16 protein-coding genes are annotated in these 24,747 nt (G+C 63.0%); 8 read left to right on the top strand and 8 right to left on the bottom strand.

Features of this window, described 5'->3' with window-relative positions:
• Positions 1-69: 69 nt before the first annotated feature.
• From FRZ40_RS42360 to FRZ40_RS42350, 3 genes are all read right to left on the bottom strand, one after another.
• On the bottom strand, positions 70-6,024 hold the full coding sequence (locus FRZ40_RS42360; protein ID WP_147238262.1) for an AAA family ATPase: 5,955 nt from the start codon (positions 6,022-6,024) through the stop codon (positions 70-72).
• 152 nt (positions 6,025-6,176) lie between these two features.
• Positions 6,177-7,016 carry an enoyl-CoA hydratase/isomerase family protein gene (locus FRZ40_RS42355; RefSeq protein WP_147238261.1) on the bottom strand — a complete coding sequence of 280 codons (840 nt, stop codon included), beginning with the start codon at positions 7,014-7,016 and terminating at the stop codon, positions 6,177-6,179.
• Between the two features lie 31 nt (positions 7,017-7,047).
• Complete coding sequence (locus FRZ40_RS42350) at positions 7,048-7,740, bottom strand: type 1 glutamine amidotransferase domain-containing protein (RefSeq protein ID WP_147238260.1); 693 nt, start codon at positions 7,738-7,740, stop codon at positions 7,048-7,050.
• Positions 7,741-7,959: 219 nt separating this feature from the next.
• Here FRZ40_RS42350 and FRZ40_RS42345 point away from each other — a divergent pair, with 219 nt between their 5' ends.
• Complete coding sequence (locus FRZ40_RS42345; protein WP_147238259.1) at positions 7,960-8,289, top strand: winged helix-turn-helix domain-containing protein; 330 nt, start codon at positions 7,960-7,962, stop codon at positions 8,287-8,289.
• Between the two features lie 81 nt (positions 8,290-8,370).
• On the opposite strand, the gene FRZ40_RS44270 is transcribed toward FRZ40_RS42345, so the two are convergent.
• Entirely contained in the window at positions 8,371-8,538 is a 168-nt protein-coding gene (locus FRZ40_RS44270; RefSeq protein ID WP_155995445.1) for a hypothetical protein, read from the bottom strand.
• Between the two features lie 42 nt (positions 8,539-8,580).
• On the opposite strand from FRZ40_RS44270, the gene FRZ40_RS42340 reads away from it, so the two are divergent.
• The 3 genes from FRZ40_RS42340 (at position 8,581) to FRZ40_RS42330 (ending at position 12,886) form a co-directional block, all read left to right on the top strand.
• Positions 8,581-9,309 carry a GNAT family N-acetyltransferase gene (locus tag FRZ40_RS42340; protein WP_147238258.1) on the top strand — a complete coding sequence of 243 codons (729 nt, stop codon included), beginning with the start codon at positions 8,581-8,583 and terminating at the stop codon, positions 9,307-9,309.
• 224 nt (positions 9,310-9,533) lie between these two features.
• Positions 9,534-11,102 carry a methyl-accepting chemotaxis protein gene (locus FRZ40_RS42335; protein ID WP_147238257.1) on the top strand — a complete coding sequence of 523 codons (1,569 nt, stop codon included), beginning with the start codon at positions 9,534-9,536 and terminating at the stop codon, positions 11,100-11,102.
• Between the two features lie 389 nt (positions 11,103-11,491).
• The gene (locus tag FRZ40_RS42330; protein ID WP_147238256.1) at positions 11,492-12,886 is read left to right on the top strand and encodes a TIGR00366 family protein; all 1,395 of its coding nucleotides are present in this window, start codon (positions 11,492-11,494) and stop codon (positions 12,884-12,886) included.
• A gap of 92 nt (positions 12,887-12,978) precedes the next feature.
• Here the strand turns inward: FRZ40_RS42330 and FRZ40_RS42325 are convergent, their stop codons facing one another.
• On the bottom strand, positions 12,979-14,154 hold the full coding sequence (locus FRZ40_RS42325; RefSeq protein ID WP_147238255.1) for a GGDEF domain-containing protein: 1,176 nt from the start codon (positions 14,152-14,154) through the stop codon (positions 12,979-12,981).
• A gap of 219 nt (positions 14,155-14,373) precedes the next feature.
• Here FRZ40_RS42325 and FRZ40_RS42320 point away from each other — a divergent pair, with 219 nt between their 5' ends.
• The 4 genes from FRZ40_RS42320 (at position 14,374) to phaC (ending at position 20,024) form a co-directional block, all read left to right on the top strand.
• On the top strand, positions 14,374-17,043 hold the full coding sequence (locus tag FRZ40_RS42320; protein ID WP_240057500.1) for a ligase-associated DNA damage response DEXH box helicase: 2,670 nt from the start codon (positions 14,374-14,376) through the stop codon (positions 17,041-17,043).
• A complete protein-coding gene (gene pdeM, locus FRZ40_RS42315) occupies positions 17,040-17,708 on the top strand; it encodes a ligase-associated DNA damage response endonuclease PdeM (RefSeq protein WP_147238254.1) in 669 nt (222 codons plus the stop codon). The genes FRZ40_RS42320 and pdeM overlap by 4 nt, the downstream gene beginning before the upstream one ends.
• 136 nt (positions 17,709-17,844) lie before the next feature.
• Positions 17,845-18,315: a MaoC family dehydratase gene (locus FRZ40_RS42310; RefSeq protein WP_147238253.1), complete on the top strand. Its 471-nt coding sequence runs from the start codon at positions 17,845-17,847 to the stop codon at positions 18,313-18,315.
• Between the two features lie 14 nt (positions 18,316-18,329).
• Positions 18,330-20,024 (top strand): class I poly(R)-hydroxyalkanoic acid synthase, encoded by a 1,695-nt coding sequence (gene phaC / locus FRZ40_RS42305; protein WP_147238252.1) that lies wholly within the window; start codon positions 18,330-18,332, stop codon positions 20,022-20,024.
• Between the two features lie 10 nt (positions 20,025-20,034).
• On the opposite strand, the gene FRZ40_RS42300 is transcribed toward phaC, so the two are convergent.
• From FRZ40_RS42300 to FRZ40_RS42290, 3 genes are all read right to left on the bottom strand, one after another.
• Positions 20,035-21,657, bottom strand: a complete 1,623-nt coding sequence (locus tag FRZ40_RS42300) for an AAA family ATPase (protein ID WP_147238251.1) — start codon at positions 21,655-21,657, stop codon at positions 20,035-20,037.
• Between the two features lie 54 nt (positions 21,658-21,711).
• Complete coding sequence (locus FRZ40_RS42295; protein WP_147238250.1) at positions 21,712-22,389, bottom strand: alpha/beta hydrolase; 678 nt, start codon at positions 22,387-22,389, stop codon at positions 21,712-21,714.
• Positions 22,390-23,629: 1,240 nt separating this feature from the next.
• Positions 23,630-24,679, bottom strand: coding sequence for a LirA/MavJ family T4SS effector (locus tag FRZ40_RS42290; RefSeq protein WP_028365285.1), 1,050 nt, complete (start codon positions 24,677-24,679; stop codon positions 23,630-23,632).
• Positions 24,680-24,747: the final 68 nt, after the last annotated feature.

Genomic DNA, 24,747 nt, shown 5'->3' with positions numbered 1-24,747 from the left:
CATACCGTCGTATGTTCGATGCAGGCACGATCCGCGCTTGCTGTTCTGTTTGCTGTTCTGTTTGCTGTTCTAGTCATCGGCATCGGCGGATGGCAGCGTGAAAAAGAAACGCGCGCCGCCGTGCACCGAGCCGTTATCGGCGCCGATACGTCCGCCATGCGCCTCGATGATCGAGCGGCAGATCGGCAAGCCCATCCCCATGCCGTTGTCCTTGGTCGTATAGAAGCTCTGGAACAGCCGGTTGAGTTCCTGGGGCGCGATACCGGGACCGCTGTCTTCCATCGCGCAACAGACCGTCGCGCCGTCCGGCGTCTGCGTGCGGATCGTGATCTTGCGTTCGGAGCGGCCCGACTGCTCCATCGCCTGCATTGCGTTGACGACCAGATTGACGATCACCTGCTGAAGCTGGACGCGATCGGCGAGCACCATCGGCGCGACGGTAGCGCGCTGGCGCAACACGATCACGCCGCGCGAGCGCACTTCGTGCTGAAGAAAAATGAGCGCCTCGTCGATCAGTTCGTTGAGTTGCGCGACGGCGCGCTTCGGATCCCGGCGAAGCGCCATGCTCCGGATGCGATCGACGATATCGACAGCGCGCCGTGCATCGGCGGCCACGCGCTGGTTGATCAGCCGCGCTTCGGCGACGTCGGGCACGGCACGATCGAGCCAGCGGTTGCTGATCGCGCTGTTCATCGCAATTGCCGAAAGCGGCTGATTCAGTTCGTGCGCGACGGACGCCGTCAGCTCGCCCAGCATCGAAATGCGCGCCGCGTGGGCGAAGTCGGCCTGGAGCCGATGCAGCATGTCCTGCGCACGCACGCGTTCCGTCAGGTCGACGAGGCTGATCAGTGCGATGCCCAGATCCTCCGTCGAACTCGGGCGCGCGATCGTAAAGAGAACGTCGATAATCCGCCCATCCAGCGTAGGCAGCCGGGTGGTTTCCTGAAAAATCGCTTCGCCACTATAGCGGCTTTCCAGCGCGCGCCGAAACGTGCCCGGGCTTTCCCGCCAGACCCACGGCAGCGGGCCGAGCAGCGCGCTGCGGTCCGGCGCGCCGAACATCTGCGCCGCGTGGTGATTGATCTCCTCGACCACGAGCATCTCCATCGCCCGGTTTAGCCAGCCCGGATGATCGTCGATATAGGCGGACAGATCGTCGACGCCTTGCGCGCGCAACTCCGCGAGCAAGGTCATCAACGGCTGCGCCTCGATCTGCCAGAGACCCACGGGCATGTCGAAGAACAGGCTGCGATAGCGGTGTTCGCTGCGTTCGAGCGCGGCGTGCGCCTGCTTGCGCACGGTGATGTCTTTTAGCGCGCCGAGCACCCGCATCCGGCGCTCTTCATCGACCACGACATGCGCCAGTACCTGCAGATACCGAATCGATCCATCAGGCATCCACAACCGGTGTTCGATATCGAACGGCTGGCGGTCGTGCGTGGCGCGGTCGAATGCGAGCCGCACGAAGGTTACGTCGTCGGGATGCACGCGACCGAACATCATGTCGACCGTCGGCGTCATATCGGCGTCATAGCCGAAGATGCGGAAACTCTCTTTCGACCAGATCAGTTCGCCGCTCGACACATGCCAGTCGAAGCTGCCCGTATGGCTCAGGCGCTGCGCGTCGGCCAGCAACGCTTCCGCGTCCTGCAGGTCGGCGTAGAGCCGCGCCGTTTCGAGCGACAGCGCCGCCTGCGATGCAAGCAGCCGCAGCACGGCTGTGCGGGCGGGCGTGAACGCGTCGGTGGTCAGATTGTTCTCAAGGTAAAGCACGCCGATCAGCCGGGTCTGCTTGACAAGCGGCAGGCACAAGATCGACCGGCAGTCGTGACGTCGAATGTACTCGTCCGACGAAAAGGGGCTGCGCGCCGATGCGTCGTCGAGCAGCAGGCTGTCGCCCGTGCGGATCACGTAGCGCAGCACCGATTCGGGAAGCTCGCTGCCCGTCGCGCGGACCTTCGGCAAGCGAACATCCACGCCGTCCCGCACCGTCGACGCCTCCGCTTCCACTCGCAGGTCATTGCCGCGCCTGAAAATCAGCAAGCCACGGTTCGCACCCGCATGTTCGAGCGCGAGCACCATCAGCGTATGAATCAGTTCGTTCAGGTCGATGCCGCTGAAGATCGCGCGCGACACCTGGACGACGGTCGCGAGATCCAGTTGCTCGTTCGACGTGGCGATGGTGCCGTCGAGGCTCGCCGGATCGTGCCGCAATTGAGCGTACGTTCGTGCCAGTTGCCGGACCTTGCCTGTCGCTCCCCAACGTTCGTAGCAGGAACGCGCGTTGAACAGATAAGTATCGGCGATGGTTTCAAGTCCGCGCGCGGCATGAAACTGCGCGGCGAGTTCGTGCGCCAGCCCCTGATACTGGATGAAGCCGTGTTCGCGCGCTGCGCGTATCGCTTCCTCGTAGAAATGCATCGCGTCGGAGTCGCGCCCTTCGATGCGCGCGATTTCCGCGGCGAGCAACGCATGGCGGTGATGGAAGTTTTCCGGGCAGTGCGTGCTCCACGATTCGAATCTGGCGAGCGTTTGCGCGAGCAGCGCGTGACATGCCTGCTGCTCTTCGATTCCGGCGGCGGGATAACGCGCCGCCAGCGTCAATGCGTGGAAGAAGTGATAGGTCGGCTCGATCGGCAGCGCCATCGCGGCGCCGAGCATCGGCGCGGCATCGCTCGCTGCCTTCGATGCGTCGGCGTACCGGCCATCGAAGTACGCGAGCATCATCTGCATGATGTGATGAAAGACGATGCCGCAACCGAAGTTCGCCGTCTTGATGGCGTTGAAACAGGCCGCATCGTCGAACAGGGCATCGCCGAGCTTGAGCGGCTCCGTGGTCATGCCGCGCAGACTGGCGATGAACTGCTGTTCGAGGCGGATCGTTTCGAAGACGGCATCGTTATGACTCTGCCGCGCAAACGCGGCGTGCTTCTCCGATACGCCCTGCACGTCGTCGAGCGGCGCGCCTTTCTCGATCGCCTGCCAGACCGTCGTGAAGGCGAGATATCCGGCGAACACGAGGTCACCCGCTTCGAGACACGCGGCGCTCGCGCGCTCCAGTATCGGCAGATCGGTCACGATATGCCTGCGCCAGAAGTTGATGTGATTGCCGTGCAGATGCAGCAGCTTTCCGTAGAAGCGACGGTTGTCGAACTTCTCGTTCAGGCGCAGCGACATCTCGGAGAACTGCACGGCGGAAGGAATGTCGCCGACGCTCGACACCAGCATCAGCGCGTAATTGCCGTACGCAAAACTCGAGTTGTCCGTATTGCCGTGCTGCAGCGACAAAAGGACGGCCTTCAGCGTGATGAGCGGATAGTACGCAGGCCGCGCGATAAACGCGCAAGGCATCGCTTCGACCAGCAGATCGATCAGCGCGCGTATCGCCGGGTCTTGCGCGACGGGTGCATCGACCAGTTCGCCGATCACGCGTCCCGCAAGACGATATGGAATCTCCTGCAACCCGGTTGCGACAGCGGACTCGACCTCGCGGTCGGTGTCGGGCAGTAACAGACCGAAATCGCGCAACGCGAGCCGCGCGGCCGCGAAGCTTTCGTCGAACCGGCCTGCCACCTGATAAAGCGAGATGCGCAAGCCGAACACCTTAGCGCGGTCCAGACTGGAGCGCGCCCGCTCGAGCAGCATGTCGAACAATGCGTCCGCATCCGTGAAGTCGCCGGCCAGATATTCGCATTCGGAATAGGCAAGATACAGATCGAACGTGCTCTCGTAGCGTTGCGTCCACGCATCGGGCGACAGCAGCGCCACACCTTGCGCCAGATAGCTGCGCGCCGCCGCGTACGCCGTCGAACGCATCGCGCGCCGGCCCGCGATCAGGTTCAACGCGACCGTCCGTTCGCGCTCTTCGTCCGTATCGATCAATTCCGCGCCGCGATTCAGATGATTGACGATGTCGAAGATCGACTCTTCGAGCGCGTCGGCCGATGTCCGCGACGCGAGCGCCCTGCCGATGCGCACGTGTGTCGCGGCGCGACGGTCCGCCGGAATCAGCGCGTAGGCGGCTTCCTGCACGCGGTCGTGCGCGAAGCCGTAGGCTGCTTCCATACGCAACACGAGACCCGCTCTCACGGCGAGCCAAAGCTTCGCGTGGATCGACGCTTCCGCTTCGCCGTGCACGAGCGTGAGCGTCGCGAAGTCGGCGACGTTGCCAAGACTCGCGAGCTGGCCGAGCGCCTCGCGCGTCGCGTCGGGCAGACGCGTCAGCCTGGCCGCCATCAGATCCGCGACGTTCTCGGTGAACCCCTTCGCGCAGATGAGGGGCAGATCCCACGTCCAGCGCGACCTGTCTCGATCGAAGACCAGCAGCGCTTCGTCGGCGAGCGTGGTCAGGAACTGGATCGCGAAGAACGGATTACCGCCCGTCTTCTCGTGCACCAGTTGCGCGAGCGGGATGGCCATCGCGACGGGACAGTGCAGCGCATCGGCGACCAGTTGCGCCACGCTGTCTGCCGTGAGCGGCGCAAGCTCGATCTGATGAACCGTTGCTTCCGTCCGCGCGATCGCGGCGAGCGTGCGCGCGAGCGGATGCGCGTCGTCGACTTCGTTGCTGCGATACGCGCCGACCAGCAGGACGTGCTGCACATCGGGATGCGTGACGAGATGCTGGAGCAGATCGAGCGTCGCGGCATCGAGCCATTGCAGATCGTCGATAAAGAGCGCGAGGGGATGCTCGTGCCGCGCGAACACGCCGAGAAAACGGCGGAACACGATCTGGAAACGGTTCTGCGACTCCTGCGGCGGCAGCGCCGGCACGGGCGGCTGCTCGCCGATGATCAGCGCAAGCTCCGGAATCAGGTTGACGATCACCTGCCCGTTCGGCGCGAGCGCGTCCTGCAGCGCACGGCGCCAAGGCTCGATCTCCGCGTCGCTCCTGCTCAGCAGGTCGCGCACCAGCGACTGAAAGGCCTGCGCCAGCGGCACATACGGAATGTCCCGTTTGTACTGATCGAACTTGCCCGACGCGAACAGGCCGCGCGGCGGCACCAGCACCTTGTGCAGTTCGTTCACGACCGACGATTTGCCGATGCCCGCGTAGCCCGAAATCAGCACGAGTTCGCTCGGCTCCCCGCCGACGATGCGGTTGAACGCGGCCACGATCTCGTCGATCTGCGCATCGCGCCCGTACAGCTTTTCGGGAATCAGCAGCCGGTCCGACGCATCGCGCTCGCCCAGTGCGAACGGTGCGACCTCGCGCTTCGCTTCCCATGCCGACTGGCACGCGCGCAGATCGGCCTCGACGCCCGCTGCCGTCTGATAGCGGCTCTCGGCCGTTTTCGCAAGCAGCTTGAGCACGATCTGTCCAACGACGGCCGGAATGTGCTCGTTACGCTCTTCGGGCGGCGTCGGCCTGCGCGCGATATGGCAATGAATCCATTCCATTGCGTCCGCCGCCGCGAAAGGCAGCACGCCCGTGAGCATTTCGTACAGCGTGACGCCGAACGAATACAGATCGCTGCGCGCGTCGATCGAACGGTTCATGCGGCCTGTCTGCTCGGGCGCCATGTAGGCAAACGTGCCCGCGATGATTTCGGGCGGCGCCGGCGACTGATGCTCGAGCGGCAGTTGCGACGCGATGCCGAAGCCGGTAAGCCGGACGTCGTCGTTGTCGTCGACGAGCACGTTCGCCGGTTTGATGTCCTTGTGGATGAGGCCGCGTCCATGCACGTGGCCGATTGCGCGCGCCAGATTTGCTGCAATGCGCAGGCATCGCCCGAGATCGAGCGGCTGACCGAGCTGGCGGACGAGCGGCTCGCCACCGTCGTCGTCGAGCACGAGCATCGGCGGTACGCGGCCCAGATCGAGCGCGATGGGCTGCGCGGCCCAGCGCGGATCGAGCAGCGACGCCAGTTCGTATTCACGTTCGAGGCGCGCGATGCTCTGCGCCGCGGGGCGTGTGGCGATCAGCGCGAGCAGGGAAACGGTCGTGTCGGGCCGCGTGGCGCGACACAACGACAGATCGCCGTCGTCGTGGAGCAGCTCCAGATGAAATCCAGTGAAGTCCATGACGAAGCTCCCCGTTTCGTCTTCAGGTAACGAATCGGGAACAGGCTATCATGCAACGACGGAATCGCGCCCCATAAGTGCCGACAGCGGGGCCGACCAACGAACGCGACGGTTGCAGCCACAACGACGGGACGCAACCGCCGCTGTGCGAGCTAGCGTCCCAGCGTGCCCGTGTAATGAGCGAGACGTGCTTCCACATCGTGATTCTTCTGCAGCCCGAGCTGCATCAGTTGCGCGATTCTCTCCTGCGCCTGCGGCCGGCCGACGGAGGCGATGAACGCGTCCCATTCGGGCGCGACTTCGTCGTCGGATGGCAAGGTTGCGATGTTCACGTGGCGCTTGATCGCGACGATCGATTCCTTGTCGAACGACGCGATACGCAATGCAAGCCCATCCACGAAAGCGTCGAGCTCGCTGTCCGCGAACGACCGGTTGACATAGCCATAGCGCTCCGCCAGTTCGCCGCCGATATCGTCGCCGCTCAGCAGCACTTCGAGCGCACGGCCACGTCCGATCAAACGCGACAGGCGATTCATCGGCCCGCCGCCCGGCACCAGCGACGCACCGATCTCCCATTGCGACAGCAGCGCCTTCTCGCGGCTCGCGAAACGCATGTCGCTCGCGAGCGCCAGTTCGCTGCCGACGCCCGTCGCGCGGCCGCGGATCGACGCGATCGACACGACGGGAGCGCGTCCCAGCCGCGCGAGCATATCCGGCAGCGGCGGCATGCCCGTCGGCCCCGGCGGCATGCGCGTGGTCTCCTGCAAAGGCGGAATGAAGTCGTAGTGCGTGAGGAAGAATCCCGGCACCGCGCTTTCGAACACGACCACCTTGACGTCGGGATCGGTTTCGAGGGCCGACACGGCGGCGTTCATCTGCGGGATCGAGTCCGGCCCGAAGATATTGAAGGGCGGGTTATCGATGATCACGCGCCAGTATGCCGGGCTGCGTTTTTCGATCCGGAACTGCTGATTCGCACTGCCGTTGCTCATATCAATCTCCATCCGTGACGGGCGAAGCCGCTTAGCGATTCGAATGCAACTGCTCGAGCACCTTCAGCAGATCGCGCGCGCCCGCCGTGGACGAAGCGGGATTCTGCCCGGTGACGAGGCGTCCATCGATGATCGACAGAACCTGCCAGTCGTCGACTTTCTCGAAGCGCCCGCCTAACCGCGTCAATTCGTCTTCGACGAGAAACGGCACGACCTTCGTGAGTTGAACGGCTTCTTCTTCCGAATTCGTGAAGCCTGTCACACGCTTGCCTTTGACGAGCGGCTCGCCGTTCACCTTCACGTGACGCAAAACGCCTGGTGCATGGCAAACAAATGCTACCGGCTTGCCGGCGTCGTAGAAGTTTTCGATCAGCGCAATGGAACGCGGGTCTTCTGCCAGGTCCCACATCGGACCGTGCCCGCCGGGATAGAAGACGGCGTCGTAGTCGTCGGCTTTGACCGTATCGAGCTTGACCGTATTGGCCAGCACCTTCTGCGCAGCGGAGTCGCTCTTGAAGCGCTCCGTCAACTCCGTTTTCCCTTCCGGCGTGTCGCTTTTCGGATCGAGCGGCGGCTGCCCACCCTTAGGTGAGCTGACCGTTATGGTCACGCCGGCATCGAGAAACGTGAAGTACGGCGCCGCGAATTCCTCTAACCAGAAACCTGTCTTCTTACCGGTATTGCCAAGTTGGTCGTGAGACGTCAACACCATCAGGATCTTCATTTGTCGCACTCGCATGATGAAAGGACGATGTACCCGCCGATCTGATCGGACGAGCCAGGTAAAGTGGCAAGAGCACTATAGTCGCTGCCCATAGCGTCGACAAACGAAGAGCCATACGTTAATACCAAAGTATAGTGACCGATACATATGTGCTATCGACTCACCGGACCACTTGCGGTTTCATCAACCCTGGTGCTTGCCCATTCGTGAGAATCGAACATGAAGGTCAGTAGCTTCGACGTCAATCTGTCGACCCGGGAAATCCAGGTGCGTGGAACCTCCGTCCCCGTCGGCAGCCGTGCATTCGACATCCTCGCCGTGCTGATGGCAGCTCACGGCCAGGTCGTGTCGATCGAGGATATTCTTCGCAAGGTCTGGCCCGACACCGTCGTCGAGGAATCGAACATACGCGTGCAGGTCTGTGCGTTACGCAAGGCACTCGGCGAAGACCGGCGGCTGATCCAGAACATACCTGGACGCGGCTATCGTCTGACGCCTAAAAGCGAAACACCGGCTGCGAGAGCCGGCATTCCATTGCTGGGCGAATAGCGAAGCTTGCTGTCCGGCGTTCCCGCCAGCCTCGTGTGTCGGGCAAAACTGGTTGCACGCGCAAAGAAACTGCGCCCGACTTCAGAAGGTTTCGCCGACCATGTCTTCCGTCTTGCGCCAGAGCGCGTCGGCATTGTCCGTGCCGGGCGCGTACTGGCGCACGCCTTCGCCGATGGCTGTTCGAGCGAGACTGGCGTAAACGATGCCAAAAATGGCATTTACGGCAATAGCCCGGACGCCGGTTTCCATCTACATTGACCGTTCCCGATCAACTTCCCAGCTGGAGCCAGCATGAACGTCATCGCGGCCAGTTCGACTCACGCCGACCTCGATCGCCCGATCTGGACAGCGCTCACGACGAGGCAAGCGCACCTCGGGCAAGGCGATGCGCTGGCGCGTCGATATCATGCCGATATCGCGCCATTTGCCGCGCTGGCAGCCGAAACGCCCGCCGCGTATGAAGCGCTGCGCCGGCTTCTGCAGCCAGACGAGCAGGCGGCCTTGCTGTCGCTGGAACCCCTCGGCGGAGCCGAAAGGCTGCGGGTGGAAAACGTCGGCACGATCCATCAAATGGTTGCGACGCGCGCGGCTGCCGCAACGCCGGACGATCTCGATGTGATCCGTCTGAATAGCGCCGATTCGGCGGAGATGCTCGATCTCGCGCAGCGAACCAAACCGGGGCCGTTCGCCGGGCGGACGCACGAGATGGGCCGCTACATCGGCGTTCGCGATCACGGACGTCTGATCGCGATGGCGGGCGAACGGATGTGCATCGACGGATATGTCGAGATAAGCGCCGTCTGCGTCGACGATGCGTGGCGCGGCAAAGGCCTGGCAGGCCGTTTGATCGACATTCTTCGCAACGAGATCGGGCAGCGCGGCGAAACACCCTTTCTTCACGTGTTCAGCCACAACACGACGGCGATCCGTCTATATGAGCGCCTTGGCTTCGCGTTGCGCCGCGCGTTCGTCCTCTCGCGGGTCGGACATGCTGACGCGAGCGCCCCGCAGCACGCCTAGTCCGCTTACGGCCGCTCCATGCGCGGCCGCCACACACGCATCCTCCCCTTCCGCACGCCGGTTTCTCGACCGGCATCGCGTGACGCGCACGCTCGTTCGCTCTCCGCGACCGTCAAGTTCTCAATTAAGTGACCGTTAACACAGCCGCAGCATCGTCCTGTGGCCTTAGCTCTCGCCCCCGGTTGCCGGGGACAACATCGCGGCTCATTTAGCAAACGAAAACTATGAAACTGAAGAATCTGCCCGTGCGCACGGGCTTTATCGCGGTTCTCGCACTGTTTGGAATGCTCGTCCTCGTCAGCGCCTTGCTCGGGCTCTACTCGCTCTCGAAGAACAACGGGTTGTCAGAGCGGATCAGCACGCTCAATGCGCAAACCGTCGATCTCAAGGATGTCTACATCAACAACCTGAAAGCCCGCAGCGCATTGAGCCGCGCCTTCATCGCGCTGTCCTCGAAACCCGCCGACAAGGACTCCGCCGTCGCCGCAGCAAGGAGCTACTACAACCAGGCAAAGAAGGCCTTCGCAGCATTCGACGGCATCCCCAAGGAAACGGCGGCGCAACAGGAAACGGCAAACCGCGTCGGCGAAACGTTCCATGCGCACACCGACGCGATCGACCTGCTGTTCACTGCAATCGGTTCGGGCGACGTCACCGCGTATGCCGCGACGAACGAAGGTCCGATGACGCAGACGAGCGCCGCCTTCGGCAAGTCGGCGGACGCGTTCTTCGCAGTGGCGTCCGATGAAACGGACCAGCTGAAGGACCAGAAGGCGCAAGCGAAATCGGTGCTGACGGGCGTCGCGGTCGGCTTGATCGCGCTGTCGTGCGCGCTGATTCTGCTCGTCTACTACACGCTGGACCAGAACGTCGTGCGTCCGCTGAAGGAAGCGATGAGCGTGCTCGATCACGTCGCGCGCGGCGATCTGACGGTCCGGATCCAGCACGAATCGACGAACGAAATCGGCAAGCTGTTCGACTCGATGAAGGAAATGAAGCGCAGCCTCGCGGGCATCGTGCACACCGTGTACGGCGGCACGGACACCATCGCGACGGGCGTGCATCAGATGGCGAGCGGCAACACTGACCTGTCCCAGCGCACCGAAGAGCAGGCAGCGGCATTGCAGGAAACGGCGTCGTCGATGGAGCAGCTGACCAGCACCGTGCGCCAGAACGCCGACAACGCGAAACAGGCGACGCAGCTCGTGATGAGCACGGCGGCCATCACGGAACAGGGCAACCGCGCCGCGCAGGAAGTCGTGTTGACGATGCAAGGGCTGTCCGATCTGTCGGGCAAGATCGCCGACATCACGAACGTGATCGAAGGCATCGCGTTCCAGACCAACATTCTGTCGCTGAACGCAGCCGTCGAAGCCGCGCGCGCCGGCGATGAAGGCCGCGGCTTCGCGGTGGTGGCGAGCGAAGTGCGCTCGCTCGCGCAGCGCAGCGCGAGCGCTGCGAAGGAAATCAAGGAGCGCATCACCGATTCGCTCTGCCGCGTGGAAGCAGGTGCGGAACAGGTCGGTAAAGCCAGCCAGGTGATGGGCGAGATTCTGACTTCCGTGAATCGCGTCAGCGATCTGATGGGCGAGATCGCAGCCGCTTCGGAAGAGCAGTCGGAAGGCATCGAGCAGGTGAACCGCGCGATCACGCAAATGGATCAGGTCACGCAGCAGAATGCCGCGCTCGTCGAGCAGGCTTCGGCAGCGGCCCTCGCGCTCGAAGAACAGACCGTCGCGCTGAAGGGCGCGGTGTCGGTGTTCCGCGTCGATCGCGCGCTCGCACACGCGTAAGCTCATTTCTTTCGGGGCGTCACCCACGACGGTCTCTTAGTCTTCTCCAAATCGCACGCGCCGCACTCGCGGCGTGTCGCGCGTCACACGAACGCGCGCTGCCTTGACAGCCAATGCGCATAAGACGAATAATGAAGCGTTCGTTTAACGAAACCATGTTCGTATAACGAACTTCAGCAACAGAACACGGACCGCGCACAAATCCTTTGCGCAACAAGGACCTGGCGCGCTCGAGCCTGAGCTTCACCCCGGAATTCCTGCCCCTACAGTCGCCTGACAGCCGGGTGACATCAAGCTTGCCGGCGGTGCATCCCTCGTGCACGGACACGCCGCGCGCCGGTTCTGTTCACGCCGCCCTACGCGGGCGGACGCCACATCGAGCGAGAACCATGAAGCGAGACACATCCCCTACCACTGCCTTCCAGCCCGCCGCTCCACGCGGAATCGTCGAAGGCCTTGTCTACGTTTTCGAGCGGGTCATGCCTGACCCGTTCATGCTGTCCATCTGCCTGACCTTTTTCGTGGCCGTGCTCGCGCTGCTGATCGCGCCGACGGGCAACCTGCCGACGCTGCTCGATTCCTGGTACACGGGCACGTTCGGCATCCTGGCTTTTGCGCTGCAGATGATCCTGATTCTCGCGACGGGTTACGCGATCGCGGAAGCGCCTATCGTCCAGCGCGGCTTGCGCGCGCTCGCGGCCAGCGCGCAAACGCCCGCCCGCGCGGCGCTGCTGGTGTTCCCCGTGGTCGCGATTGCCGCGTGGCTCAACTGGGGTCTCGGGCTGATCGTCGGCGCGCTGCTGTCGCGCGAAATTGCTCGCCGCGTGCATGTCGATTTCGCGTGGCTCGTCGCGGGCAGTTACTCGGCGTGGTCGATCTGCAATAGCGGACTGTCGAGTTCGATCGCGCTGTCGCAGGCCCCGCACGGCAATGCGCTCAATCTCGTCGAGAAGGCGACGGGCCACGTCGTGCCGCTCAGCGACACGATCTTCGCGCCGTTCGTCTTCATTCCCACGGTGCTGGTGGTGGTCGTGATGACGGCGATCTTCATCAGGATGCATCCGAAGTCGGAGAACGTGGTCGCGTTCTGCGATACCGGCGACGACGCCAGCGACGCATCGAGCGCCGATCCGCACGCACGCCCCAGCGACGCGCCTGCATCGTTCGCCTCGCGTCTCGAACAGTCGATGCTCGGCACGCTGCTTCTGCTCGCGCTCGGCGTCGGCTATCTCGCGATGGAATGGCGCGAGAACAAGTTCGCTCTCGACATCAACACGACGATCCTGATCTTCCTGCTGATCGGCCTCGCGCTGCAGCGCACGCCGATCGCGTATGCGAACGCGATCCGCCGCGCCGCGCGTCAGACGGGTTCGATGCTTCTGCAATACCCGGTTTATGGCGGGATCATGGGGATCATGAAGGGCACGGGACTCGCGTCGATGATCGCGAAGGCCTTCGTGACGATCGCCTCACCCCTCTCGCTGCCGCTCTGGAGCTATCTGAGTTCGCTGATCATCACGTTGCTGGTGCCGAGCGCGGGCGGTCACTGGGCCGTCCAGGGGCCGTTCGTGCTGCCTGCTGCGCTCAGCCTGCACGCATCGGTGCCGCGCACCGCGATGGGCGTGGCGATGGCTGAGAACGTGTCGAACATGCTGCAGCCCTTCTGGGCCGTGCCGATCGTCGCGATTGCGGGCATCCGGATCCAGCGCGTGATGGGCTACACGGCTGTCACGTTCGCGGTGTCGCTCGTGATCTATGCGGCGGCGCTGTGGTTCGTGGGCTGAGTCCCGCCGCGATCCGCCAACTCATCCGAAACGAAGACGGCCGGTCCGGCATTCGATAGCGAATGCCGGACCGGCCGCTTTCGCATTGGGTATCACGCGGCCGCAGAGCGCGCGTCGGCGTGTGCCAGTTCGAGCCGGTTGCCGCCCAGCGACTTCGCGCGATAGAGCGCCTGATCGGCGGCCGCCAGCAGATCCGACAGCGACGAAGCCTCACTTGCGGACTGCGCGAGGCCGATGCTGACCGTCGCCTGAACGCCCGCGCCGTTGCCGCCGAGCGTGACCGTCTCGCCAAAACTCTGCACGACGGCTTCGCCCGCTTCTTTCGCACGGAGACTGTCGTACTCCGGCAGCAGGACGGCAAACTCTTCTCCACCGATGCGGGCAAAAATGGCGTCCCGCCCCAGCACGCTGCGCGCGATATCGGCGAATGACTTGAGGACCCGGTCGCCCGTCTCGTGACCGTACCGGTCGTTGATCTTCTTGAAGTGATCGAGGTCGATGGCGAGCAGAGAAACGGGCTTCGATGCGCCGCCGCTGCCGATCATGCGTGCGCCCTCTTCGAAGAACCATCGGCGATTGCCGAGACCGGTCAGATAGTCCGTCTGCGATTCCTGCAGGAGCTGCCCATGCGTTTCCTCGCGAATCAGCCGCAGCAAGGTCATCGGCAGAACGACGGAATACAGCACGCCTTCATACATCGTGATCTTGCTGACGGTCATCAGGAAGACCTGACCGAACAGCGTCGTCAGCCATGGCAGCATGCATGCCCTGAATGCGTAGAAGACGGCATGGAAGCCGGACACCAGCATCGCGATACGCAGCGAGTGCAGCCGTTTCATCCCATCGGATCGCGCCAGTTCGCGCGCCGTCAGACCGCAAGCAACTGCAATCGGAATCGCGCTCAGGTACATCCACATCAAGTCCTCGCCGCGCACGCCCGCTATCGCCCACGCGAGCGCAAGCAGGACGAGCACAGCCGCCGATGCACGCACATATTTGCGGCCGTTCAGCACAGCGACGCCGTGCAGGATCAGCAGATAACCGCTAACGATGATGAGATTGCTCAGCGCGGAGCCGAGCACACCGGGCAGCTCGCGACGCCAGGACGCCACTGCGCAGCCGACTGCGAGCGTGGCGTAGGCAGTGGCCAGTATTCTCAATTCCTTGCTGCGCTTGGGATGAACGCGGCACTCCCAGAGCGTCATCGCTGAGCTGGCAAGAAGCGTCCCAATCGCAAGGAGATAAAGCGTAATAAGATCGACATGCATCGCTGACGTAAGGGCACTACGCCGGTACATCGCGGCGGCCATCGCATTTTACGCTGAAAATAATGCCGGTCAGTAGTCGCTTCATTCCGCTTGCTTCACGCCGTGCGCGCCAGCGACGATGCGGGCATGCGCCATGCTGCACGATGCAGATTGCCCGAAATTGCCTGGAAAAAGCGCGCGCAACCGGGCGCCTGTCACGCCTCGCCACATGTAGCCCCCATGACCGAGCCGATCGATCCCGAGCGCAACACGGCGCGAGCCGGAGCTTCCGCCGGCACGGAGACAGATCGCGATCCGTCCGATGCATCGCGCATCGACGATACATCCAGCGGCACAATGCGCCGCCGCGCGCCACGTCCTCGTCCGATACCGAAGGCGCGCGCCACGCAACCTCCCGAAGCGTTCACATCGGCGGCCTATGCGCCCGAGCCCGACAAGACCGACGTTCCATTTGCCACGCGCGTGCAGCAATGGTTCGATGCGCGCCATTGGCAACCGTTCGAGTTCCAGCGCGAAGTCTGGCGCGCCATTGCGGCGGGTTCGAGCGGCCTGCTGCACGCGACGACGGGCGCGGGCAAGACATGGGCCGTCTGGTTCGGCGCGATGGCGGCATACGGCGATCATGCGCCGCGCGCGCTCGCCGATCCGTTGACCGTGCTCTGGATCACGCCGATGCGCGCGCTCGCCGCCGACACCGCTCGCGCCTTGCAAAGCTCGGCGCGCGAACTCGGTGTGCCCTGGACGATCGGCCTGCGCACGGGCGACACGAGTTCCTCCGAGCGCGCCCGTCAAAGCCGCCGCATGCCGAGCGCGCTCGTCACGACGCCCGAAAGCCTCTCGCTGATGCTCACGCGCAGCGATGCACGCGACGCGCTGAAGCATGTGCGCCTCGTCGTGGTCGACGAATGGCACGAACTGCTCGGCAACAAGCGCGGCACGCAGACGCAACTGGCGCTCGCGCATCTCGCGCGCTGGCGTGCCGATCTGCAGGTATGGGGACTGTCGGCGACGCTCGGCAACCTCGCGTTCGCCGCCGACGTGCTGCTCGCGCCCGTGCGCACGCCGCGCGTGTCGGTAAGCGGCATGCAGCCGAAGACGCTGATTATCGACACGCTCATCCCCGCGACGATCGAACGCTTTCCGTGGGGCGGCCATCTCGGCACGCGTCAGGTCGACCCGGTCGCCGAAGGCATCGATCAGGCGCGCACGTCGCTCGTGTTCACCAACACACGCTCGCAGGCCGAAATCTGGTATCAGGCACTGCTCGCGTTGCGTCCCGACTGGGCGGGACTGATTGCGCTCCATCACGGCTCGCTCGCGCAGGAAGTGCGCGAGTGGGTCGAGGACGGCCTGAAGAACGGCAAGCTGAAGGCCGTCGTCTGCACGTCGAGTCTCGATCTCGGCGTCGACTTTTTGCCGGTGGAGCGCGTGTTCCAGATCGGCTCGCCGAAAGGCGTCGCGCGCCTGATGCAGCGCGCGGGACGCTCGGGGCACGCGCCAGGCCGCGCGTCGCGCATCACGATCGTGCCGACGCATGCGCTCGAACTCGTCGAAGCGGCAGCGGCGCGCCGTGCGGTGGAAGCGCGGCGTATCGAAGGCCGCGAGACGCCGCGCAAACCGTTCGACGTGCTCGTCCAGCATCTCGTCACGGTCGCGGTCGGCGGCGGCTTCACGGCGCCCGAACTGTTCGACGAAGTGCGCACGACCTTCGCGTACCGCGACCTGACGCAACAGGAATTCGACTGGGCGCTCGCGTTCGTCGAGCGCGGCGGTCCGTCGTTGGGCGCGTATCCGGATTTTCACCGCGTCGTGCGCGACGCAGACAGCGTGTTTCGCGTGCGGCGCGACGATCTGATCCGCCGACACCGCAACAACGTCGGCACCATCGTGGCTAACGCGACGCTGCACGTCGCGTGGCTCACGGGCGGCAGGATCGGCTCGATGGAAGAATCGTTCATCTCGCGGCTCAAACCCGGCGACGTGTTCACGTTCGGCGGACGCGCGCTCGAACTGGTGCGTGTGCGCGACATGACGGCCTATGTGCGTCGCGCGAGTTCGTCGCGAGGCGCGATGCCGCAATGGGCGGGCAGCAAGATGCCGTTGTCGTCGGAACTGGCGGACGCGGCGCTTGCGATACTCGCCGAGGCCGGGCGCGGCGAGTACGTCGAACCGGAAATGATCGCGGTCCGGCCGCTGCTGGAGTTGCAGGCAGGCTGGTCGGCATTGCCGGAAGCAGGCGTGCTGGTCGCCGAGATGTTGCGTACGCGCGAGGGCCATCACTTCTTCTGCTATCCGTTTGCGGGGCGCGTCGCGCATATCGGTCTCGCGTCGCTGCTCGGCTGGCGCGCCGCACGCGAGCGGCCCGGCACGTTCTCGATCTCCGCCAACGACTATGGTTTCGAACTCCTGTCGTCGCAGCCCTTCGACTGGTCGACGCTGATCGAAGAAGGCCTCTTTTCCTCGACGCGTCTTGCCGGCGACATCATGGCCAGCCTCAACGCATCCGAACTCGCGATGCGGCGCTTTCGGGAAATCGCGCGCGTTGCCGGTCTCGTCTATCAGGGGCATCCGGGACAGCAAAAAAGCGCGCGGCAGTTGCAGGCGTCGAGCGGCCTGTTTTACGAGGTCTTTCGCAAGCACGACAGCGGCAACCTGCTGCTCGCGCAGGCCGATACGGAAGTGATGCTGCAGGAACTGGAACTCGATCGCATGAAACGTGCGCTCGATGCGATGAGCACGAGCCGCCTCGCGTTGACGCACCCGAAAAAGCCGACGCCGTTCGCGTTTCCGCTGATTGTCGGACGCATCCGCGAAAAGGTCAGCACGGAAAAGCTCGCGGACCGCATCGAACGGATGCTGGCCGAACTCGACAAGGCCGCGCGCCGATGAGATTCGAAACCGTCACCGTCGATGCGGGCGGTCATCCGTTGCTGTTGTCCGCGCAACGCGCCGCGTTCGATCCGCAACTGAAATGCCTGTTGATCGCAGATGCGCATTTCGGCAAGGACGCGGTGTTCCGCGCGCATGGCGTGCCCGTGCCTGCGGGCGCGACGACGGACGATCTCGCGCGGCTCGACGCGCTGATCGCCGCGCATCGGCCTGAATCGATCGTATTTCTCGGCGATCTGCTGCACGGTCGCGAATCGCTCGGCAGCGAGACGATGGACGCGCTCTCCGAATGGCGCGCGCGGCACGCGTCGCTTCGCGTCGTGATGGTCGAAGGAAATCACGATCGCAACGCCGGATTGCTGCCGCCGTCGCTCGGTGTCGAAACGGTATTCGAGCCCTGGATAGTCGGTCCGTGGGCGCTATGTCACTATCCGCAGGCCATCGACGGCGCGTACGTGGTGGCGGGCCACCAGCATCCCGTCTACGTGATCGCGAGCCGCGCGGATGCCGTGCGCGTGCCCTGCTTCCGGTTTGCCGCGCGCTGCGGCGTGCTGCCTGCGTTCGGTGCGTTCACGGGCGGTTACGTCGTCAACCAGTCCGACGACGACGCGGCGATCTATGCCGTCGCACAGCATCGCGTGATTGCGGTGCGCGATCGCCGTTAGAGCGTGATGCGCATACCCCCCGCGCCCGGGGGGGAGCAAGCCGTTTTTGCCGTGCTACCTTGCTTTCTCACATCGGAAAGCCGCTCGACAGCGGCACATCACGCGTGCAAACGCGCGCCTGCCGCAAGGAACAACCATGAACGAGCTGAACGGATACGACTTCGAAGACCTGCAACCCGGCATGACTGCCACGTTCGCCAAGACCATTACGGAAGCGGACATCCTGTTGTTCGCGGGCGCTTCGGGCGACATCAACGCGGTCCACATCAATGAGCAGTTCGCACAAACCACGCCCTTCAAGGGCCGCATTGCGCACGGCATGCTGACGGCGAGCATCATCTCCGCGACGATCGCCGGGCGCCTGCCAGGTCCCGGCACCATCTATCTGGGACAAAACCTGCGCTTCAAGGCGCCCGTTCGTCCTGGCGAAACGGTACAGGCCGAAGTCACGATCAAGGAACTGATCCACGACAAACGCCGCGTGGTCCTGTCGACCGTGTGCAAAGTCGACGGCAAGGTGGTGATCGACGGCGATGCGCTCGTCATGCCGACTTCGCGCGAGGCGCAAATCAAGGCAAGCGCCGGGCTTGCAGCAGTAAATGCGTAACAGCAGGATGCAACATGAAAATGCCATTTAGCATGCCGGACGAATTCGCGTCGGGCTGGTTCAAAGCCGGGTTCAACTTCTGGCGCGCGATGCCGCTATCGAACGAACCGGGCGGCACGCGTAAAACGCTCACGCAGGCAAGCGCCGATTACTGGCGCCAGCAGACCGCCCTGTTCACGAGCATGGTGACGGGCATGGCGGGCGGCAAATCCGCATCGCAGCCCGTGGTTCAGCCGGAGCATGGGGATCGGAGATTTCATGCGGAAGACTGGTCCAGCAATGGCTGGTACAGCCTGCTCAAGCAGAACTACCTGATCAACGCGCGCATGCTCGAAGACATGGTCGAGGCGAGCACGCTGGACGACAAGGAAAAGCACAAGCTGCGCTTTTACACGCGCCAGTTCATCGACCTCGCCAGTCCGACGAACTATGCCGCGACCAATCCCGAAGTCATCCAGCACGCACTCGAATCCCACGGCAGCAGTCTCGTGTCGGGCGCGACCCGCTTGCTGGAAGACATGAAGGACGGTTGCATTTCGATCACCGATCGCAGCGCATTCGAAGTGGGGCGCAGCGTGGCCGCGTCGGAAGGCTCGGTCGTATTCGAGAACGAGCTGTTCCAGCTGATCCAGTATGCGCCCCTCACACCGACCGTCGCGCGACGGCCGCTCGTGATCGTTCCGCCCTGCATCAACAAGTTCTACATTCTGGATCTGCAACCGGACAACTCGTTCGTACGCTTCGCATGCGAACAGGGGCTGACGGTGTTTCTGGTGTCGTGGCGCAATCCCGATGAAACGATGGCGGATACGCAATGGGACGCGTATCTCGAGAGCGGCGTGATGAAGGCGCTCGAAGTCGCGCGCACGATCGCCCGCGCGGACAAGGTCAATGCGTTGGGCTGGTGCGTCGGCGGCACGTTGTTGTCATCGGCGCTCGCCGTGATGCGCGCGAATGGCGACGACACCGTCGCGAGCGCGACGCTGCTGACGGCGCTGCTCGACTTCAGCGATCCCGGCGATCTGGGTGTCTTCATCGACGAAGCGGGTGTGTCGATGCGCGAACATACGATTGGTCGCGGCGGACTCTACCCCGGACGCGAGCTTGGCTTCGTCTTTCAGACGCTGCGCGCCAACGATCTGATCTGGCCGTACGTCGTGAACAACTATCTGAAGGGCAAGGCGCCCGCCGCATTCGATCTGCTTTACTGGAACGCGGACACGACCAATCTGCCCGGCCCGATGTACAGCTGGTATCTGCGCAACATGTATCTGGAGAACAGCCTGCGTGTGCCGAACCGGCTGACGATGTGCGGCACGCCCGTGGATCTCGGGCGCATCGACATGCCTGCCTATCTGCTTGCAACCGAGGAAGATCACATCGTTCCGTGGCGCTCCGCGTATCAGTCGACGCAACTGCTCGGCGGTGAAACGGAGTTCGTGCTCGGTGCGAGCGGTCATATCGCCGGTGTCATCAATCCCGCGTCGAAAAACAGGCGCAGCTACTGGACGGGCGGCACGCCAGGCAGCGACGCGGGGCAATGGCTGACGGGCGCAACGCGGCAATCGGGCAGCTGGTGGAATCACTGGATCCGCTGGGTCACGCAGCATGCGGGCGACGAAGTGAAGGCACGCACCGCGCCCGGCAGCGCGAAGCACAAGCCCATCGAACCCGCGCCTGGCCGTTACGTGAAGGTGCGCGCCGGCTGATTTCGCAGCCTCATGCGTGACCGCGAAACGATGCACAGATTCTGAACGCGTCCAACGACAGCGGAATCTCCTTGGCGCGGCAGTAGCGCGTGGTCAGCTTCAGCAGTTCCTTGATGTCTCGCCCGCTCGAATGCGGCCAGGTGTTCGTCAAGGTTTCGATCAGGTCGTCGCCGAGATCGGCGCCCAGCTGTTCGGCGAGGAGCTTCCACAAGCGCATCGCGTCCGCGCGCGGCGGCGTTTCGTAGTGAATCTTCGCGATGCAGCGCGACAGGATCGCATCGTCGACATCGTCGATGCGGTTGGTCGTCATGAACAGCAGGCCGTTGAAGTACTCGAGCGTGCGCAGGAACTCCGCGACAATCGCGTTGTGCTCGAGGTCGTTATCGCGGCGCCGGATGTAGACGTCGGCTTCATCGAGCAGCAGGATCGCGCCCCAGCGCGTCGCGCGTTGCAGGATGCCTGACAGCGCCGCGCCCACCGACGCCGCCGTCGTTCCGAGTTGCCCCGAATGCACGCGATACAGCGGCTTGCCGACGACTTCCGAATAGACTTCGGCCGTCAACGTCTTGCCGAGCCCAGGCGCGCCCTGGCAAAGAATCGTCGTGCCGCCCGATTTGCCCGGCACGAAATCCTGCACGAACACATTGGTCTTCGACGTCAGAATGTCGATCAGATCGCGATGATGATCCGGCAACACCAGCTTGTCGCGCAGTTCGGGTTGATAGCGATATTCGTCGATGTGCTGCACATGCACCCAGATATCGCGGTGCCATTCCAGATGAAACAGGCACACGTAGCAATGCAGCGGCACCTTGTCGAACCCGCTGTCGATGCTCGCGCCGCGCCAGAAGCCGGCGTCGGCCGTCGCCTGAAAGCGCCTTTCCAGCGTCTCTTCATCGTTCACGCATTTCGCGCTCACGCCGTCAGGAATGCGGATCAGCTCGGCGCCGCTTTTTGCATCGACTGTATAAGCGGCCTTCGATACCACGAACTGCGCGCCGAAACGCGGCTGGAACTGCAGAAAACGCTCCGCATGCCGCTCGTATTCGAGCTTGAACTCGGAGCATTCCTTGTAGAAACCGAACTCGGCCAGCAGCTCGGGAATCGTGCGGTCGACGATATCGTGCCGGTTGATCACGAGCGACGTGGTCATGCCCGAGAGCCGCAAATGATGCTCGGTACGTTCCGAATTCGCGGATTGCATCGTGTTCGCGAGCATATCGATCACGACGTACGGTGTGCCCTGATCGGGTTCGACGAGGCGCATGCGGCGCACGAGCCACGGCAGCAGCGTGCCGTCCTTCGCGCGGCCATATAGCCAGCCGTCGATCGCATCGCGCGTCAGATACGCGATCAGGCCAGCCACCAGTTGTTCGAGGCTCGGGATCGTGCGCGCTTGCGGCGCGTTGTAGATGTTGTCGAGCGCGAGCATCTGGAACATCAGCGCGCGCTCGTCGTTTGCTTTGCTGAGCGAATAGAGCGTATTCAACGACCTGGAATCGAACAGCTTGCTCGACACGACCATGCTGCCGTGACACGCGCCGTGCTGATTGAGTTGTCTTGCGAGCGGCGATCCCGATTCGATCATCGCGAGCAGCGGATGCACCAGCGATTCCGGTATTTCAAAGTCCATAGACGCACTCATATCTGATGATGACGCGGCTTCACGGCAGCAACGCGCCGCCCGCTAACCGAGAAAGAACTGCACGGCCATGCCGACGACGGCAGGCTGAATGGCATGCAGTCCGTTGAATTCGATGTATTGCACGTCGTAGCCTGCTGCTTTCAGCTTCGAGGCGTTCGCGCGCCCGCTGGTTTCGACAGGCAGCTGTTCGTCGCGCATGCCGTGCGCGATAAAAACCTTCGGTGCGCCTTCCTGTGTGAACACCGACATGAAGCCGCCCGAGAATGCGATCACGTGGCTCGCGATGTCGCCGTTCGTGATGCCCATCGACAGCGCGTAACTCGCGCCGTCCGAGAAGCCCGCGAAGGCGAGACGAGCGCGATCGATCGTATAACGCGAGGTCACTTCGACGAGTGCGCGGTCGAGCCGCTCCAGATCCGGGCCGCTGCCGCCGATCACGATGTCCCACGTCGGATACAGCGAATGCGGCGCGAGCACGAGGAATCTGTCGCGCTCCGCGTGCTCTTCGATGTAGGGCAGAACCTTTTCCGGGAAGCCGCCCGCGCCATGGAACATCACGAAAAGCGGCACGGGCTCATTCGGTTCGAGGCCGCGCGGCACGTACAGGATCGCATCGCGATCACCAGCGATGCCAAGCCGGTTGCGGCCGGGCGGCAATGCACCCTTGACGGCATCGGCGTGTGTGAAGGACAGACGGCCAAGCAGCGACGGATCGAACATTGTGAAGTCCGGATTGGGCGCGGTGTGCGCGCATGAACGAATCTTTCTGCCTGAGACCGGTTGCGTCGTCATTCGGTGCTTCCGAATTCGGATGCGTTGATATGTAATATATCATGAGAGATGGGTGGGGTGGCAAGGGTGTCGGCGGGCGGTGGTGACGTACAAACGAAACCTGTTCCGCGACAAACAAACCTGACATGCCGAATTTAGACAAACAAACCTGATCTGACGCCCGGCCACACGCGAAAAGACAGCGACAATTAAATCTGACATGGAAACAGATCATTGTTTCAATGCAACTTTCCAGGCACATCCGCGCTCAAAGAAATTGATCCAAGACAAGCCAAAAGTATCGTAATCAGATGAACGAAATCGCCGTCTCCTTGGCGCGCCGTCAGTACGGCCTCACAGGCACGATCGAACAAATAGATTTGATCCAGATGCAAGTTTGAACAAACAATTCTGGTTTCGAAGTGCCTATGGAGGCAGAACTCACTTTTAGTGAGAGTCGCGCCGCAGCGCCTTGGTCCCAGCCAATCACGAAGACGCACCTCCAGGTTCGGCGGACGACGCACGTCGTTACGGCTCAGCGATGGAGCGCACTTTACTAGCATCGTCGTTCGGATCTTCAGAAAATCGGCTGCGCTCAGGAACCGGCCATTCCACTCCCGACGGTGAAGTGTTGCTTATCGGCCATAGCTGACGCTCGGCGATACGAGTCGTGAGTCTGCTTCAGGTCGGGTTGCTGCCATTCGCAAACTGGCACCGGCGGATGACGCTTCCCACCGTCAATGAATGGGTCTCCACGACCCGTTGCTGTCGGTCGAACCGTCAGAGTTGCAGGGGCGGGTATCGTCGAGCGGTCGCGCGATAGAGCCACTCGCGGACAAATAATCGACCATTCCGATCATCGGCGCTGCCGTGTCGATAACGGTCGATCAATGACTGCTTCCAGCGTCAAGCACGCGCCAAATCCCTCTTCTGCCGTTCGGGACCAGGCATTCTAAATGGCGCTTCCGGAGGCGCAACGGGCAGATCCGCGGAGATGCCAACTGGCCAGCGCCAGTGCCGGCCTTTGCGGCCGTCGTGCCGCTGTCGAATATGCGCCACGAGCGACCAGTTCGACGTGGGGCGAATAGGCGCAACGAGACGTTCTCTTTCATGACTGCATCAAAGTGAGCGGGTCAATCCAGAGCAAATGCATCATGCGCGAGACGAGCAGGTTGCGCCGAAGCCGTCCCTAGTCGGAGTAGTAAAAGGTGAGGTTGCCAGGCTGACCATGGAATGTCATCGCAATTTGTTTCCCGTCGTCGGTGCGTGCTGGGCGCGCATTGTAGGTCGTCGCATCCCGGATAAAACGCGCGTCCGGCACCGACGGGCTCGGATTCCACGCCCGGGCACCGCGTGTGTCGGCGCGATGCGTCTTCGGATCGCCGGTGTGCAGCTTGGTGATTTCCGATTTCGTTTTCGGTCCGTCAGGCGTCCACGTGGTGGTTTCTTCCGTCGTCAGCCAGTTGCGGTTCTTGTAGCGGTAGTAAAGATAGTTGGAAACGAAGTGATCTGCGATCGGTCCGGTGGTACTCATCAGATGATCCATGACGAACTGCGGCGCACGATTTGACTGCGATTCCAGTGTCTCGCCGTTAAGGAAGGTAGCGGTAGCGAGCCTTTTCATGTCGGTCGGGAAGCAGTCGGTCAGCCATTGCCAAAGGATCATCGAGCGATTGCCGGGACGATCATCCTTGGACTGGGCACGGTAATCGGCTGTCAGCGAGTACAGCGTCGCAGCGGGTGTCGCGGTACCGCCCCATTTGGCGATTGCCAGCCACTGCAGACTGTGGGTGTGCTCGCCGTGACGCAGATCCATACTGTCCTTCCAGAACAGCTTGTTGCGCAGCATGTAGCCGAGTTGCGGGTCGCCGCCGATGAGCATGATGCCGATCGGCGCATTTGGCGTAGTGTTCGCGGTGAAGCGATTCTGGAAATCGAAGTTCAGGCTGCGGGCAACCACGCCCATTGCCCGCGTAAATTTATTGCGCAGCTTTGGGTCGAAGGCGCGGTAGGCGTTCCACATGTCGGCCGATACCGCGCTTAACTGAATATTGAACGCCGTGGTATCGCACAGAAAGCGAGCGATCTTGCCGAAGTCTTCCAGGTAGGTGCTGTTTGCAGCCGGCGCCTTTGCCGTGACCGCTTTATGTTCCTCCTTGTTCCACTTGGTGTACGTGAACTTATTAGCTTTGAGGCTATCCAGCGCTTCGCCCGCTGTCCTGAATAGGGTGTTCGGCATCGCGTCCTCCTTCTGCCTATGAGCAACGATACTGCCGGGGTAGTGCCATGCCAAGGCGCGAGGCGTCC

The organism is Paraburkholderia azotifigens, assembly GCF_007995085.1.
In the GTDB taxonomy this organism is placed as follows: Bacteria; Pseudomonadota; Gammaproteobacteria; order Burkholderiales; family Burkholderiaceae; genus Paraburkholderia; species Paraburkholderia azotifigens.
This window is presented reverse-complemented; position numbering and strand designations above follow the sequence as displayed.

What these genes read in the sequence shown, in the direction of transcription:
- FRZ40_RS42360 (WP_147238262.1), bottom strand. Translation starts at nt 6,024, where the DNA reads ATGGACTTCACTGGATTTCATCTGGAGCTGCTCCACGACGACGGCGAT.
- FRZ40_RS42355 (WP_147238261.1), bottom strand. Translation starts at nt 7,016, where the DNA reads ATGAGCAACGGCAGTGCGAATCAGCAGTTCCGGATCGAAAAACGCAGC.
- FRZ40_RS42350 (WP_147238260.1), bottom strand. Translation starts at nt 7,740, where the DNA reads ATGAAGATCCTGATGGTGTTGACGTCTCACGACCAACTTGGCAATACC.
- FRZ40_RS42345 (WP_147238259.1), top strand. Translation starts at nt 7,960, where the DNA reads ATGAAGGTCAGTAGCTTCGACGTCAATCTGTCGACCCGGGAAATCCAG.
- FRZ40_RS44270 (WP_155995445.1), bottom strand. Translation starts at nt 8,538, where the DNA reads ATGGAAACCGGCGTCCGGGCTATTGCCGTAAATGCCATTTTTGGCATC.
- FRZ40_RS42340 (WP_147238258.1), top strand. Translation starts at nt 8,581, where the DNA reads ATGAACGTCATCGCGGCCAGTTCGACTCACGCCGACCTCGATCGCCCG.
- FRZ40_RS42335 (WP_147238257.1), top strand. Translation starts at nt 9,534, where the DNA reads ATGAAACTGAAGAATCTGCCCGTGCGCACGGGCTTTATCGCGGTTCTC.
- FRZ40_RS42330 (WP_147238256.1), top strand. Translation starts at nt 11,492, where the DNA reads ATGAAGCGAGACACATCCCCTACCACTGCCTTCCAGCCCGCCGCTCCA.
- FRZ40_RS42325 (WP_147238255.1), bottom strand. Translation starts at nt 14,154, where the DNA reads ATGCATGTCGATCTTATTACGCTTTATCTCCTTGCGATTGGGACGCTT.
- FRZ40_RS42320 (WP_240057500.1), top strand. Translation starts at nt 14,374, where the DNA reads ATGACCGAGCCGATCGATCCCGAGCGCAACACGGCGCGAGCCGGAGCT.
- pdeM (WP_147238254.1), top strand. Translation starts at nt 17,040, where the DNA reads ATGAGATTCGAAACCGTCACCGTCGATGCGGGCGGTCATCCGTTGCTG.
- FRZ40_RS42310 (WP_147238253.1), top strand. Translation starts at nt 17,845, where the DNA reads ATGAACGAGCTGAACGGATACGACTTCGAAGACCTGCAACCCGGCATG.
- phaC (WP_147238252.1), top strand. Translation starts at nt 18,330, where the DNA reads ATGAAAATGCCATTTAGCATGCCGGACGAATTCGCGTCGGGCTGGTTC.
- FRZ40_RS42300 (WP_147238251.1), bottom strand. Translation starts at nt 21,657, where the DNA reads ATGGACTTTGAAATACCGGAATCGCTGGTGCATCCGCTGCTCGCGATG.
- FRZ40_RS42295 (WP_147238250.1), bottom strand. Translation starts at nt 22,389, where the DNA reads ATGTTCGATCCGTCGCTGCTTGGCCGTCTGTCCTTCACACACGCCGAT.
- FRZ40_RS42290 (WP_028365285.1), bottom strand. Translation starts at nt 24,679, where the DNA reads ATGCCGAACACCCTATTCAGGACAGCGGGCGAAGCGCTGGATAGCCTC.